12 protein-coding genes are annotated in these 14,890 nt (G+C 71.1%); 11 read left to right on the top strand and 1 reads right to left on the bottom strand.

What is annotated here, in order from left to right:
• Positions 1-40 precede the first annotated feature (40 nt).
• On the bottom strand, positions 41-2,521 hold the full coding sequence (locus ACW7G5_RS13595; protein WP_457005359.1) for a penicillin-binding protein 1A: 2,481 nt from the start codon (positions 2,519-2,521) through the stop codon (positions 41-43).
• Positions 2,522-2,765: 244 nt separating this feature from the next.
• Between ACW7G5_RS13595 and ACW7G5_RS13590 the strand changes: the two genes are divergently transcribed.
• From ACW7G5_RS13590 to ACW7G5_RS13540, 11 genes are all read left to right on the top strand, one after another.
• Positions 2,766-3,824 carry a pilus assembly protein PilM gene (locus ACW7G5_RS13590; protein ID WP_457005357.1) on the top strand — a complete coding sequence of 353 codons (1,059 nt, stop codon included), beginning with the start codon at positions 2,766-2,768 and terminating at the stop codon, positions 3,822-3,824.
• A complete protein-coding gene (locus ACW7G5_RS13585; protein WP_457005356.1) occupies positions 3,824-4,582 on the top strand; it encodes a PilN domain-containing protein in 759 nt (252 codons plus the stop codon). Before ACW7G5_RS13590 ends, ACW7G5_RS13585 begins: the two co-directional genes overlap by 1 nt.
• 11 nt (positions 4,583-4,593) lie before the next feature.
• Complete coding sequence (locus tag ACW7G5_RS13580) at positions 4,594-5,250, top strand: type 4a pilus biogenesis protein PilO (RefSeq protein ID WP_457005449.1); 657 nt, start codon at positions 4,594-4,596, stop codon at positions 5,248-5,250.
• Between the two features lie 7 nt (positions 5,251-5,257).
• On the top strand, positions 5,258-5,791 hold the full coding sequence (locus tag ACW7G5_RS13575) for a pilus assembly protein PilP (RefSeq protein ID WP_457005447.1): 534 nt from the start codon (positions 5,258-5,260) through the stop codon (positions 5,789-5,791).
• Between the two features lie 14 nt (positions 5,792-5,805).
• On the top strand, positions 5,806-7,761 hold the full coding sequence (locus ACW7G5_RS13570; protein WP_457005354.1) for a type IV pilus secretin PilQ: 1,956 nt from the start codon (positions 5,806-5,808) through the stop codon (positions 7,759-7,761).
• A 137-nt stretch (positions 7,762-7,898) separates the two neighbouring features.
• Positions 7,899-8,891 carry an AAA family ATPase gene (locus ACW7G5_RS13565; RefSeq protein WP_457005352.1) on the top strand — a complete coding sequence of 331 codons (993 nt, stop codon included), beginning with the start codon at positions 7,899-7,901 and terminating at the stop codon, positions 8,889-8,891.
• A gap of 71 nt (positions 8,892-8,962) precedes the next feature.
• Positions 8,963-9,904, top strand: coding sequence for a DUF58 domain-containing protein (locus ACW7G5_RS13560; protein ID WP_457005350.1), 942 nt, complete (start codon positions 8,963-8,965; stop codon positions 9,902-9,904).
• Positions 9,904-10,359, top strand: a complete 456-nt coding sequence (locus tag ACW7G5_RS13555) for a DUF4381 domain-containing protein (RefSeq protein ID WP_457005348.1) — start codon at positions 9,904-9,906, stop codon at positions 10,357-10,359. The genes ACW7G5_RS13560 and ACW7G5_RS13555 overlap by 1 nt, the downstream gene beginning before the upstream one ends.
• Positions 10,356-11,369 (top strand): vWA domain-containing protein, encoded by a 1,014-nt coding sequence (locus tag ACW7G5_RS13550; protein ID WP_457005347.1) that lies wholly within the window; start codon positions 10,356-10,358, stop codon positions 11,367-11,369. The genes ACW7G5_RS13555 and ACW7G5_RS13550 overlap by 4 nt, the downstream gene beginning before the upstream one ends.
• The gene (locus ACW7G5_RS13545) at positions 11,366-13,168 is read left to right on the top strand and encodes a VWA domain-containing protein (RefSeq protein ID WP_457005345.1); all 1,803 of its coding nucleotides are present in this window, start codon (positions 11,366-11,368) and stop codon (positions 13,166-13,168) included. Before ACW7G5_RS13550 ends, ACW7G5_RS13545 begins: the two co-directional genes overlap by 4 nt.
• Before the next feature lie 4 nt (positions 13,169-13,172).
• Positions 13,173-14,843, top strand: a complete 1,671-nt coding sequence (locus tag ACW7G5_RS13540) for a BatD family protein (protein ID WP_457005343.1) — start codon at positions 13,173-13,175, stop codon at positions 14,841-14,843.
• The last annotated feature ends 47 nt before the right edge of the window (positions 14,844-14,890 follow it).

The raw sequence follows: 14,890 nt of genomic DNA, 5'->3' as shown, positions 1-14,890 counted from the left end.
GACCTCCGTGCTGGCCCGGCAAGCCTAGCGGATACACATGTCAGAAGATGTCGAAGGCTTCCTCGGCGGGCATCTCGTCATCAAAGTCGTCGAAGGTCGATTCCATGCGCTCGAGATCCTCGGCCTTCACCCATTCGGTGATCCCGTCCTCGCCGGCGGGCAACAGGCGCCCGCTGGCGCTGACCGACACCTTTACCATGCCCTCGGGCGGCTCGTTGGCCGCGATCGGCACGCCGTCGAGCGCTGCGCGCATGTAGTCGATCCAGATCGGCAGCGCCGAGCGGCCGCCGTATTCGCGGCTGCCCAGCGAGCGGTTGTCGTCGCGGCCCACCCAGACCACGGTGACCAGGTTGCCGCCGAAGCCGGAGAACCAGGCGTCGCGGTGGTCGTTGGTGGAGCCGGTCTTGCCGCCGACATCCTCGCGGCCCAGCACCTTGGCCTGGGTGCCGGTGCCGCGCTGGACCACGTCGCGCATCATCGACACCAGCTGGTAGGCGACGCGCGGGTCGATCGCGCGCGGCGCGACCACGGCATCCGGACCGGGCGCCTGCGCGGGCTCTTCGGCGCTGGTGTCCGCAACCACTTCAGGGGCCGGCAGCGACGGGCCGAGGTTGAAGCCGTCGACGACCGTGGACGGCACTCCCGGCCTGCCACCGGTGCCGCAGCTGCGGCAGGCCACCGCCGGGTTCTCCTTGAAGATCACCTGGCCGTCGCGATCGCGGACCTCGTCGATGTACCAGGGCGTGACCAGGAATCCGCCGTTGGCGAAGACGCTGTAGCCGCGTGCGATGTCCATCGGTGCGAGCGACGGCGTGCCCAGCGAGATCGACAGGTTGGGCGGCAGCTCGGATTCGTCAAAGCCCATGTGGCTGATGTAGCGGCGTGCGTAATCCACGCCGATGGCATCGAGCAGGCGCACCGAGACCAGGTTGCGCGAACGCACCAGTGCTTCGCGCAGGCGCATCGGGCCGACGAACCTGCCGTCGTCGTTCTGCGGCCTCCAGTCCTGGCCGCGACGCATTCGGAACACCACCGGCGCGTCGGGGACGATGGATGCCGGGTTGAAACCGCGCTCGAAGGCGGCGGCGTAGATGAAGGGCTTGAAGCTCGAGCCCGGCTGGCGCCGCGCCTGCGTCGCGCGGTTGAACTTCTGTCCGGCGAAGCTGAAGCCGCCGACCAGCGCCCGCAGCGCGCCGCTGTCCGGCTCCAGCGACACCAGCGTCGCCTGGGCGCGCGGCAGCTGGTCAAGCTGCCACGTCGGTTTGGCGTCCGCCGCCGGTGGCTCGCCGTCCTTGCCCTTGGGTTCGATGCGGCGCACGCGCGTGAGGTCGCCGCGCGTGAGGAGCGCGGCCGGGTTGCGACCGGTCCAGCGGCTCGAAGCGGCATCCAGCGTGACCACGGTGGCATCGGCCAGCACCACGTCGGCGGTGCCGCCGTCGGCGCGCAGCACCACCGCCGGCAGGAGCCCTCCCTGCGCGAAGATCCCGCGCAGGCGCGCGGCGGCCGTCGCGGCGTCCTCGTCGTCGGCAAGTTCGAAGGTCTGCTCGACCTTGGACCAGCCATGGCGATGGTCGTACGCCGAAAGCCCACTGCGCACCGACTGGTCTGCGGCGGCCTGCTTTACCGGGTCGATGGTCGTGGTGACGTGGTAACCACGGGTCAGCACGTCGCCGCCGTAGCGCGCGATCATTTCCTGGCGGACCATCTCGGCAACGTAGGGCGCGTAGACCTCGACCGGACGCTCGTGCGGACGCGCGTGCATTTCCACGGCCTGCGCCGCGGTCGCCTGGGCGCGGGTGATGAAACCCAGGTCGGCCATGCGCTCGAGCACGTAGTCGCGACGGATCTGCGCGCGCTCGGGGTTGGAGATCGGGTTGCCGCTGGACGGGAACTTGGGAATCGCCGCCAGCGCGGCGACCTCGTCGAGATCGAGCTCGGACAGCTGCTTGCCGTAGTAGAACTCGGCGGCGGCGGCGATGCCGTAGGCGCGGTTGCCGAAGAAACTCTTGTTGAGGTAGAGCTCGAAGATCTCGTCCTTGCTGAGCTCGCGCTCCATCTTCATCGCGAGCAGCATTTCCTCGAACTTGCGCGTGTAGCTGACCTCGGGGCTGAGGTAGAACTGCCGCGCCACCTGCTGGGTGATGGTCGAGCCGCCCGGCACGCCTTCCTTCGAACCGGTCTTGGCGATCAGCCAGATGGCGCGCGCCACGCCCTTGTAGTCGACGCCGTCGTGTTCGTAGAAGCGGTTGTCCTCGATCGCGATGAAGGCCTGCTTGATCGCCTCCGGAACCTCTGCGATGTCGACCGGGTAGCGCCGCATCTCGCCGAACAGCGCCATCAGGCGGCCGTCGTTGGCGTAGACGTACATCGGCTCCTGCAGTTCGATGTTGCGCAGGCTGTCGACTTCGGGCAGGCGCGAGGACACGACGTAGTAGAGTGTGCCCGCCGCGAGCAGGCCGAGGACGGTAGCAAGTGCGGCCAGCAGCAGCAGCCAGCGAAACAGACGACGAAAACGTGACATCGGATTGATCCTGGGCCGTATCGGGGCTTGGCGGGCCGTGGAGAGTCGCGCAGTATATATATGGTTGGGCCGGGCGGCCGCGAGGCGCACTGTCCAGAGGGGTGACGTTCTACGTCAAGACGTGACCGAACGCGCAGTGCGACACGCTTTGGCGTGCCGCTTATTGCCATTCGGTAAAAACTCCGTTATTTAATGCACCGGGGCACGAAGCGCACGTAAGCGCCCGTGACATGGGGAGAAAAGCGTGGGGCTCATCACAAAAAGCCAGGCACCGCTGGTCGGGGTCGATATCAGCTCGACAGCGGTGAAGCTGTTGCAGCTGTCGCGGTCGGGCGACCGTTATCGGGTCGAGCACTACGCCGTGGAGCCGCTGCCACCGAATGCGGTGGTCGAGAAGGGCATCGTCGAGGTCGAGGCCGTCGGCGAGGCGATCCGCCGCGCGATGGCGCGTTCGGGCAGCAAGGCCAAGCATGCGGCCGCGGCCGTTGCGGGCTCCGCCGTCATCATCAAGCTGATCCCGATGCCGGCCGACCTCGACGAAGAGGAAATGGAGTCTCAGGTCGAGCTTGAGGCGGTCAACTACATTCCGTACCCGATCGAAGAAGTGAACCTTGATTTCGAGGTGCTTGGTCCGATGCCGGGCAACACCGAGATGGTGCAGGTGATGCTGGCCGCGTCGCGTTCGGAAAGCGTGGAGATGCGCGCCTCCGCCCTCGAACTCGGTGGCCTTGCCGCCAAGGTCATGGACGTCGAGGCCTTCGCGATCGAGAACGCCTTCGCGCTGCTGGCCAACACGCTCAGCGTGCCGCGCGACGGCATCGTCGCCCTGGTCGACGTCGGCGCGACCATGACCACGCTCAGCATCCTGCGCAACGACCGCAGCCTGTACACCCGCGAGCAGGTGTTCGGCGGCAAGCAGCTCACCGACGAGGTCATGCGCCGCTACGGCCTTTCCTACGAGGAAGCCGGACTGGCCAAGCGCCAGGGCGGGCTGCCGGAAAGCTACGAGGTCGAGGTGCTGGAGCCGTTCAAGGAGGCGCTGGTCCAGCAGATCAGCCGCCTGCTGCAGTTCTTCTACGCCGGCAGCGAGTTCAACCGCGTCGACCAGGTGGTGCTGGCCGGGGGCTGCGCCTCCATCGCCGGCATCTCCGAGATGGTCGAAGAGCAGCTCGGCGTGCAGACCGTGGTCGCCAACCCGCTTGCGCAGATGACCCTGGGTCCGCGCGTGCAGGCCCATGCGCTGGCGCAGGATGCGCCCGCCCTGATGATCGCCTGCGGACTGGCCCTGAGGAGCTTCGACTGATGGCCCGCATCAACCTCCTGCCGTGGCGCGCCGAACGCCGCAAGCAGCGACAGAAGGAATTCGGCGTCATGCTGGCCTTCGCCGCGCTGGCCGGCGTGCTGCTCTGGTTCCTGGTCAACGGGTATTACAACGCCCAGATCGACGGCCAGAACACGCGCAACGCCTACCTGCAGGACCAGATCAAGCAGGTCGAAGAGCGCATCACCGAGATCGACGAGCTCGACCGGCAGAAGGCGCGCCTGCTGGCGCGCAAGGAAGTGATCGAGCAACTGCAGGCCAACCGCTCGCAGATGGTCCACCTGTTCGACTCGCTGGTGCGCACCATTCCCGACGGCGTGGTCCTGACCGCGATCAAGCAGGTCGGCGAGAAGCTGACGCTGGAAGGTCGCTCGCAGTCCAATGCGCGCGTCAGCACCTACATGCGCAACCTCGAGGGCTCGGGCTGGATGACCAAGCCGGACCTCTCGATCATCGAGGCCCGCGACGGCGTGGCCGGCCTGCCCTACGCCTTCACCCTGGCCGTGGAGCTTGCCAACCCCAACGCGCCGAAGGACGAAGACGGCGACGGCATCCCGGATGCGGTTCCGCCGGTCGATTCCGCGGACGCCGCGGCGCCTGCCGGCGTCGCCGCCGATCCGGCGCCGGACGCCGCTGGAGCTGCCGGTGCCGCGCCCGCCGCGAATGCCGAACCCGCCGTCGAGGCCCCCGCGGACGCTGAAGACGCCGTGCCGGCCGCTGAAGAAGGAGCCGCATCGTGAGCAAGCGCAAGATGTCGCTCAAGGAACTTGATTTCAACAATATCGGTTCCTGGCCGCGCGAGTACAAGATCGGCTTCTGCGCGATCGTCGGCCTGTTGATCTTTGGCCTGGCGTGGTGGGTGTTCACCCGTGAAAAGGGCGACCAGCTCGAAGGCCTGGAGCGCACCGAGTCCGACCTGCGCGCCGAGTTCGAGACCAAGCAGGGCCGCGCCGCCAACCTCGAGCCGCTCAAGCTCCAGTTGGTGCAGATGGAACAGCAGCTGCAGCAGATGCTGCGCCAGCTGCCCAGCCGCACCGAGATGCCCGACCTCATCGTCGACATCTCGCAGACCGCGCTGGCCACCGGCATCCAGAACGAACTCTTCCAGCCCGGTCCGGAAACGCCCAAGGAGTTCTACGCCGAGAAGCCGATCGCGCTGCGCATGGTCGGCACGTACCACCAGTTCGGCGCCTTCGTCAGCGGCGTGGCCTCGCTGCCGCGCGTGGTGATCATGACCATGCACGACATCCAGCTGCGCCCGCGTGGTGCCGACAAGGATCCGCGCGCCGGCATCCGCGCCAACTCGCCGCTCGAGCTTGCCGGCACGGTGAAGACCTATCGCTACCTGGACGAGGAAGAGGCCGCTGCCCAGGAAGCCGCGGCCGCTGCAGCCGGGGGGAGCCGCTGACATGCGCATGACATCCAACGCCATCCGCGGGCTGGCCCTGGTCGCGGCCATCGCCGCACTGGCCGGCTGCGGCCGCGGCATCACCAGCGAACCCGGCGGCGCGCCGAACCTGGAGGAGTGGGCCGCCAACGTCCGCGCCCGTCCGGCGCCACCGCTTGATCCACTGCCGGTGATGCAGCAGTTCGAGACCTTCGAATACGCGGCACAGGGCATGCGCGATCCGTTCAGCGCCGCCTTCACCAACGAAGGTGGTGGCAGCGGGCCGCGGCCCGACTCCAACCGCCGCAAGCAGACGCTCGAGCAGTTCCCGCTCGACAGCCTCGACATGGTCGGGTCGCTGGGCGCGGGCAACAGTTTGACGGCGCTGGTGATGGCGCCCGACAAGGTCACCTACCGGGTCGGCCCGGGTGTGTACATGGGCCAGAACGACGGCCGCGTCACCAGCGTTACCGATGACCGCATCGAACTCGTGGAACTCGTGCCCGATGGCTCGGGTGGCTGGCTGGAACGGCCGGCCTCGATCGCGCTCGAAGACAATTGATTAGGGGAAGCCAGATGACGTTCACCAACGCGCAACGCCGTTCGCCCACCCAGCGGGCACTTCCGCTCCGGGCAGGCGCCTGCGGACTCCTCGCCGGCCTGCTTGGCGCCTTCGGAACGGTCAGCGCCGCTCCCAACCCGGGCGTGCCCGTGGCCAGCTTCGCCCAGTCGTCCGTGGCGGCGACGGATCCGGCAAAGCAGGTCCCGGCCGAAGTGGCCGTGGCCGACATCGACTTCAAGCGCGGCGACGGCGGCGCGGGGCGGCTCGTGCTCCGCTTCGACGGCGAAGGTGCCGCCCCGGACCTGCGTACCGAAGGCGGCTCCGTGATCATCAACGTCGGCAATGCGTCCCTGCCGGCCTCGCTGCAGCGCCCGCTGAACGTCACCGATTTCGCGACCCCGGTGCAGCGGATCGACGCCAACCAGAGCGCCAAGGGCACCCAGATCGTGCTCAGCACGCAGGGTGCGTTCGAGCCGCTGGCCTACCAGACCGGCCGCGACTACATCGTCGAGATCGTGCCGCGCGCCGAAGCACCGGACCGCGCCGTGGGCGCAGCCTCGGCCAATACCGTGGCGGCCACCGGCCAGGTCGTCGCGGCCCAGGCCGCGCAGGGCGAGACCCGCGCATACCGCGGCCGCCCGGTCACGTTCAACTTCCAGGACGTGCCGGTGCGCACCGTGCTGCAGCTGATCGCCGAGCTGTCCGACCTCAACATCGTCGCCAGCGACAACGTCACCGGCAACGTCACCCTGCGCCTGATCAACGTGCCGTGGGACCAGGCGCTGGACATCGTCCTGCAGGCCAAGTCGCTGGACAAGCGCCGCAACGGCAACGTGGTCTGGGTGGCTCCGCAGTCGGAGATCGCGAAGTTCGAGCAGGACATCGCCAACGCCCGGATCGCGCTTGAGAACAGCGCGGAAATGGTCACCGAGTACATTCCGATTTCCTATGGCAGCGCTGAAGACATCGCCAAGCTGCTGACCGACGAGAGCAAGAGCAGCCAGGGCGGCGGCGGTGGGCAAGCCAACTCCAGCCGCGGCTTCCTGTCGCCGCGCGGCAGCCTGAGCTTCGATCGCCGGACCAATACGCTGCTGGTGATCGATATTCCGGATCGCGTGCGGGAAATCCAGAACCTGGTCGACGAGCTGGACAAGCCGGTGGACCAGGTGGTGATCGAGTCGCGGATCGTGATCGCGAACGAGTCGTTTGCGCGGGACCTGGGCGCGCGCTTCGGCGTCCGCGCCGCGAAGGATCGCTTCGTCAGCTCCGGATCGCTTGAAAGCAACCGGCGTTTGGTCAACTCCACGCTTGAGGCGATCGACGGCGGCGGCGACAGGCCGACCTGGGGTACGGTTGGCCAGACGCTCAACAACGATTTCAGCATCAGCAACCTCAACCCGGGTTCGATCGCCTTCACCATCCTCGGCAACACTATTGACTGGGATCTGGAGTTGCAGGCGCTGCAGCAGGAGCAGCGTGGTGAAGTGGTATCCAACCCGCGCGTGGTTACCAGCAACCAGCGCGAGGCGGTCATCCGCCAGGGCCGCGAGGTCGGCTATCTGACGGTGACCGGCGGCCAGAGCAACAACGTGCCGACAGTGCAGTTCAAGGAAGCGCTGCTGGAGCTGAAGGTCACGCCGACCATCACGGCCGACGGCCGCGTGTTCCTGACCCTTGCGGTCAAGAAGGACGAGATCGAGGACTACACCGAGATCACCGGCTTCGGCTCGATCCCGAACCTGGCCAAGCGCGAGGTCACCACCGCGGTCCTGATCGAGGACGGCCAGACCGTGGTCATCGGTGGCGTGTACGAGTTCAGCGACCGCAACTCGGTGTCCAAGGTTCCGTTCCTCGGCGACCTGCCGATCCTGGGCAACCTGTTCAAGACCAAGGGCCGCTCCAAGGCCAAGGCCGAGCTGCTGATCTTCGTGACCCCGCGCGTGCTGCGCGTGGCGCCGCGCGGATACTGATCCCGCAAGGCCAGGTGTGACCCACGACGGGGCCCTTGCGGCCCCGTCGTCGTTCCAGTGACCAGTGCGCTTGAACCAAGTCGCCCGGTTGGGGTCAAACTGGTCCCGGCGCAGCCCGCGTCGCAGACCGGCTTCAAATGGAAACGACCAGCGACGAAAGTGTCCGCCTCCACGGCCTTTTCTCCAGCCTCCGCGACGCGCTCGCCGAAGAGATCATCGGCCAGGCGGCGCTTGTCGAGCGCCTGCTGATCGCGCTGCTCGCAGACGGCCACCTGCTTGTGGAAGGCGCGCCCGGGCTGGCCAAGACCAGCGCCATCCGCGCGCTGGCCGCGCGCGTTGAAGCCGACTTCGCCCGCGTCCAGTTCACCCCCGACCTGTTGCCCGGCGACCTGACCGGGACCGAGGTCTGGCGGCCGCAGGACGGCCGCTTCGAGTTCCTGCCGGGGCCGGTGTTCCACTCGCTGCTGCTGGCCGACGAGGTCAACCGCGCGCCCGCCAAGGTGCAGTCGGCGCTGCTCGAGGCCATGGGCGAGCGGCAGGTGACCGTGGGCCGCCAGACCTATGCGCTGCCACCGCTGTTCCTGGTCATGGCGACCCAGAACCCGATCGAGCAGGAAGGCACGTTCCCGCTGCCGGAAGCCCAGCTTGACCGTTTCCTGATGCATGTCCGCGTCGGCTATCCGGAAGCGGACGCCGAGACCGCGATCCTGCGCCTGGCGCGCGAGCGCGCGATTGCGACGCTGGAGGCGCCGTCGGTTCCCGCCGAACGCATCTCGCAAGCCGATGTGATGGCCGCGCGCTCCGCCGTGCTGGCGCTGCACATGGCGCCAGCGGTCGAGCGCTACCTGGTCGAGATCGTGCTGGCTTCGCGCGACGCTGCGCGCTACGACGAAACACTTGCACCGCGCATCGCCTGGGGTGCCAGCCCCCGCGGCTCGATCGCGCTGGAGCGCTGCGCGCGCGCCCACGCCTGGCTTGCGGGGCGTGACTTCGTGACCCCGGACGACGTGCGCGCGGTCGCGCCCGATGTCCTTCGCCACCGCGTGCTGCCGAGCTACGAGGCCACCGCCGAGGGCTGGGACGGGGAGCGCCTGGTGCAGGCGCTGCTGGCGCAGGTGCCGTTGCCGTGATCGGAGGGGCCGTAGTCGATGCCCTGCGCGGGCGACTGCGGGTTCGCGCAGGGGCGCCAGCAGGGAGCCTGATGCCGGCAGCGACTCCGCCACGCGAAGGCGATGGCATCGTGCCGACCCTTCCCGAACTGATCGCGCTGCGCGGCCTGGCGCAGGCGCGCGGCGCGGCGCGTCGCGGGGCCGCGGGCCTGCGCGCCCAGGCGCCATCGGTGCTGCGCGGGCGCGGCATGGAGTACGCGGAGTCGCGCGGCTATGCGATCGGCGACGACGCCCGCCACATCGACTGGCGCCTGACCGCTCGCAGCGGCAAGCCGCACACGAAGTTGTTCCAGGCCGAGCGCGAGCGACTCAGCCTGATCGTGGCCGACACTGCGCCGGCGCTGTATTTCGGCACCCGCGTGCGCTTCAAGTCGGTGCAGGCCGCGCGTGCCGGCGCGATCGCGGCGTGGCGCGCGGTGGCCGACGGCGACCGCGTCGCCGCGCTCCGTGGCAGCGACGCGTCACCGCCGGTGCCCGCGGGTTCCGGCGCCCGCGGCGCGCTGCGCGTCCTCGATGCCCTGGTGCGCTGGTACGCGCGGCCGCCGGACGCCGATGCGGGCCTGGATGTCGCCCTCGACCATGCCCATCGCCTGCTTCGGCCCGGCTCGCGCCTGCTGGTGCTGGCCGACCCGGCCAGCGTGGCGGCGGTCCCCGCGCGGCGCTGGCCGGCGCTGGCCGCGCACAGCCAGGTGGTCGTGCTGCTGTTGACCGATCCGCTGGAGACGGCACCGCCCGCGGCCCTGCTTGCGTTCACGCCCGCGGGCGCAGGGCAGGCCTCCGGCGCGCGCATCAGCGTGGACCTGGCGGCCGATGCCCAGCGCAGGCGGTGGCAGGAGGCATTCGCCGGTAGCGTTTCGGCCACGGTCGCGAGCCTGGCGGCCCGCGGGGTGCGCGCGGTGCCGCTGTCCTGCGACGCGCCCAGCGATGCCTGGCTCGCGGGGCTCGGGGCCGGTGCGGGAGCAGGGCGCGGCTGATGGACGACGGGCTGGTCCTGCGCGACATCCATCTGTCGACGGCGCCCTCGTGGTGGCCGCCGGCACCGGGCTGGTGGATGCTGGCCGCAGCGCTGCTGCTCGTGCTTGCCGCGATCATCGCCTGGCGCTGGTGGCGTGCCCGTCGTCGTCGTCGGCTGCAGGCCCTGTTCGACGCCGAGGTGGACGCCGCCCGGGGACCTGCCGAGTCCGTCGCCGCGATCTCGACCCTGCTGCGCCGCGCGGCGCGGCTGCGCGATCCCGCGGCGGACCGGCTGAAAGGCGAGGCCTGGCTCGCGTTCCTGGATGCCGGTCGCGAGGCCCCGCGCTTTGACGGCGCCCGTGGGACGCTGCTGCTTGAAGGCCCGTTCCGACGCGATGCGGATGCTGCCGGGGTGGCCGACCTGCGCCACGTCGCGCGCGAGCGCTTCGTTGAATGGATGGAGGGCCGCAAATGAGTGCGCTGTCTTCCGCCTGGCCGGCGTTCGCGGGCTTCGCCTGGCCCTGGCTGCTGCTCGCGCTGCCGCTGCCCCTGCTGCTGCGCGCCGTCCTGCCACCGCTGCGCGACGCGGGCCCCGCGCTGCGCGTGCCCTGGGCGGCGCGGCTGGCCCCGATCGTCGCCCCGTCCGGCCTGCAGCCACGCGCGGGCGGGCAGCCTTGGCTGGCCTGGGTCGGCTGGGCGCTGCTGTGCCTGGCGGCTGCCCGCCCCCTGGCCTGGGGCGAGGTCGTCACGCCACCGCAGGCCGCGCGCGAGCTGATGCTCGCCGTCGATCTTTCCGCGAGCATGGGCGAGCGCGACATGCTGGTCGGCAACGAGGTCGTCGACCGGCTCGGGGCGGCCAAGGCCGTGATCGCCGATTTCCTGGACCGGCGCGAGGGCGACCGCGTCGGCCTGCTGGTGTTCGGCCGCGGCGCGTACGTGCTGGCGCCGGCCACCGCCGACCTCGACACGGTGCGCGAACAGCTGCTGGCGACCGAGGTCTCGCTGGCCGGCCGCGAAACCGCCATCGGCGATGCGATCGGGCTCGGGGTCAAGCGCCTGCAGGCGCAGCGCGAGGGTGAGCGCGTGCTGGTGCTGCTCACCGATGGCGTCAACACCGCCGGCGCCCTGGATCCGGTGAAGGCCGCTGAAATCGCCCGCGACGAGGGCGTGCGCGTCCACACCATCGCCTTCGGCGGCAGCGGCGAACAGCTGTCGGTCTTCGGCTTCCGGCTGCCCTCGGGCGGAAGCGAAATCGACGAGGAATCGCTGGCACGGATCGCGGAGATGACCGGCGGGCGCAGCTTCCGCGCCCGCGACACCGAAGCCCTGGCCGGCATCTACGCCGAAATCGACCGCATCGAACCGGTCGAGGCGCCGGGCGAGGCCATGCGCCCACGCCTCGAGCGCTACCACTGGCCGCTGGCCCTCGCGCTGCTCGCCGGCCTGCTTGCAGCGGCGCTGGCATGGCGCAGGGACGGACGATGACCCTGCCGATCGCCGACCTCCAGTTCCTGCGCCCGGCCTGGCTGCTGGCGCTGCTGCTCCTGCCGCTGCTGGCCTTGGCCTGGAGGCGGCGCGCGCGCCGGCGCAGCGGCTGGCGCACGGCGGTCGATGCACATCTTTTGCCGCACCTGATCGATGCACGCGGTGGTGGGCGCGACAGCTCGCTGGCCGGCGTCGCCACGCTCGCCGGCCTCGCCCTGGCGATCGTCGCACTCGCCGGACCAAGCTGGCGCGGCGTGCCGCAGCCGCTGCAGGGTGGCGGCAGTGCCCTGGTCATCGTCCTCGACCTGTCGAGCGCGACCTTGGCAAACGACCTGCAGCCGTCGCGCCTGGTGCAGGCCCGCGCCAGGATCGACGCCCTGCTGCACGCGCACGCCGGCGAGGTCGCGCTGGTGGCGTATGCGGACGATGCCTTCGTGGTGTCGCCGGTCACGTCCGATCCGGACAACGTCGCCGTCTTCATCGATGCGCTCGCACCTGACGTCATGCCCGTGGATGGCCAGCGGGCCGGGCGCGGCATCGACCGTGCGCGCGAGCTGCTGGCACGGGCCGGGCATGCCCGCGGCGACATCCTGCTGCTGGCTCCAGGGGCCGGGCGCGACGCGGTGCGCGCCGCCACCCGCGCCGCCGCGGACGGCTACCGTGTCTCGGTGCTGGCGATGGGCACCGAAGCCGGTGCCGGCTATCGCGGCCGCGACGGTGAAATTCATCGCAGCGCGCTCGATCCCGGGTCCCTGCGCGCGCTGGCCGCGGCGGGAGGCGGCAGCACCCACGCCTGGGGTGAACCCCAGGCCGAGCTTGTCGCCACGCTCGGTGGCGGCGGGGCCTCGGGTGCCAGCGCAGGCGCCGTGGCCGCCGACGCGTCGCGCGGCCTGGTGCGCGAGGACGGCGGCTACTGGCTGCTGCCGCTGGCCATGGTCCTGTTGCTGGTCGCGTTCCGGCGCGGCGGCGTGCTCGCGGTGCTGGCGCTTTGCATGGTGCTGCCGGTGCAGCCAGGCTTCGCGGCCGGCGCCGGGCCGCCGGTGGCCGATGCCTGGCGCCGTGCGGACCAGGCCGCGCATGCACGCAGCGCGGAAGCCGAAGCCGCCTACCGCGAGGGCGATTTCGCGGCCGCCGCCCGAGGCTTCGACGGACTGCCGGGCGCCGACGCCGCGTACAACCGCGGCAACGCCCTGGCCCGCGCGGGCCGCTATGAAGAAGCGATCGCCGCGTATGACGAAGCCCTGGGCGAAGTCCCGGGCATGCCCGATGCGCTCGCCAACCGCGCCGCTGTCGAAGCGGTGATGGCCCGCGAACCGCCCGACGGCGGTGCCGGCGGCGGCGACATGCCTCCCGATGGTGGCAAGGGCGACCGTGGCGCGGGCGACGAAACGGGCGACCGCGGCGACGACGGGCGCGCGCCGCCGGATGCCGATGCCGGGAAGGAGCCTGGCCAGGACCCGCCATCGCCCCCGCCACAGCCTCCGGATCCAGGCGACGACGCCGGGCCGCCGCCCGCGGCCGACGAGATCGGCGACGCCGAGGCCCGCGCCCGCCAGCAGGCCGCCGACGAAGCACAGCGCGAGGCGATGCAGCGCGCCATCGACGCCGGCGACGCGCGCGACGGTGGCAGCGAGCCGGGTGACGGGCGCGACGCGTCCGAACGCACGGATTCCACCGCCGCCGCCGAGCGCGAGCAGGCCAACGCGGCATGGCTGCGCCGCGTGCCCGACGACCCGGGGGCGCTGCTGCGCGCCCGCTTCCGCAACGAACACCTGCGCCGCCGCGCCGGGGAGCGCTGACCACATGTCCATGTCCAACGCCTTCCGCCGGCCGCTCGCGCTGCTCCTGCTGCTGGCCATGCTCGTCCCCGGCTTCGTCCACGCCGAGACCCGCGCCTGGCTGGACCGCGACCGCATCGAGCTCGGCGAAACCGTCACCCTCAACGTCGAGACCGACGGCGGCGGCCGTCCGGACTACGCGCCGCTCGAGGACGACTTCCGCATCGAACAGCGCAGCAGCCGCCAGTCCTTCGGGCAGCAGGGTGGGCAGGGTGGGCAGGCGGTGACGCGCACGCTGTACGCGGTGGCGCTGCAGCCCGACCGCGAGGGCAGGATCACGATCCCGGCGCTGCGGGTCGGCGGCGAACGCACCGCGCCCATCGTGCTCACCGTGACTGCCGCCCGTGCGGCGCCGGCGCGCGCCCGCGGGCCCGCCTACATCGAAGCCGAGGTCGACGACACCGCGCCCTATGTGCAGCAGGCCGTGGGACTGCGCCTGCGGCTGTACTACTCGGCACAGCTGGTGTCCGGGCAGCTGGACCAGCCGGAGCCCGATGGTGCCGCGCTGCGGCGCGTCGGCAGCGACCTGCAGTACACGCGCGAGGTCGACGGCCGCCGCTTCCACGTGGTCGAACGCAACTACCTGCTGGTGCCCGAGCGCAGCGGCCGGATCGAACTGCCGCCGGCGCGCTTCCGCGGCCGCGGCGTGGGCGGCTGGCTCGACGACCTGTTCGGCGACGGGCAGCGCGCACTGTCCGCGGACGGCCCGGCGATCGCGCTGGACACGAAGCCGGTGCCCGACGCGGCGGCCCGGCCCTGGCTGCCGCTGCACGGGCTGCAGCTGCGCTGGCTGGAGACGCCCGCCACGGCGCGCGCGGGCGATGCGTTCACAGTCGAACTGGAGCTTGTCGCCGATGGCGCGATCGCCGCCCAGATCGAGCCGCCGGTGCTTGCCGTCGACCAGGGTGCGCAGGTCTTCCCCGAACCCGTCCAGCACGACGAGACCGTCGAGGACGGCCGCCCACGCGTGCGCATGGTGCGCCGCTTCTCGATCCTCCCCGCGCGCGAGGGCCGCGTCCGCGTCGAGGCGCCGCGCCTGCAATGGTGGGACGTGGATGCCGAACGCGCCCGCGTGGCGACGCTGCCGCCGCTGGAACTCGATGTCGCGGCATCGGCATCCGGCGGCGATGCCACGACCACGTCGCCGCGCGACGGGGGATGGATGCGCGTCCCCGGCGTGCAGGGAGAAGTACGCACCTGGGCGCTGGCGACGGTGGCGTTCGCCCTGCTGTGGCTGGTGACCCTGGGCTGGGCGCTGGGCTTGCGGCAGCGTGCAGGCGCCGGTATCCGGGATGCAGGCGGCGGACAGGCCGCCGATGCCGCGCCGGCCCGCCGCGCGGGGCCATCGCCCGCGTTGCGCAAGGCGCTCGACACGGGCGACCTCGGCGACGTCGCCGCTGCCCTGTGCGCGCTTGCGTCGCCGCCAGCCGCCGACCTGGACGCGCTGTCGCGGATGCTGGCGGCCGGCCCGCAGCGCGAAGCCGTCGCCGAACTGCAGCGCGCACGCTGGGGACAGGGCGACGCCACGGCGGCACAGGCCCGCGCCGCCGTGCGCGCCGCCTTCGCGCGCGGTCCCGACTGGCTCGCACGGGACGTCGACCGCGACGGCTCGCTGCCGCCGCTCTATCCGCCCTGAGCTGCCGCGGCGGGCCGCTTTGCTAAGCTCCGCCGTCCACACCGTTC

The sequence above is a fragment of the Luteimonas sp. A501 genome (assembly GCF_054052085.1).
Note: the sequence above shows the minus strand (reverse complement) of the source record. Positions and strands in the feature narration are given on the sequence as shown.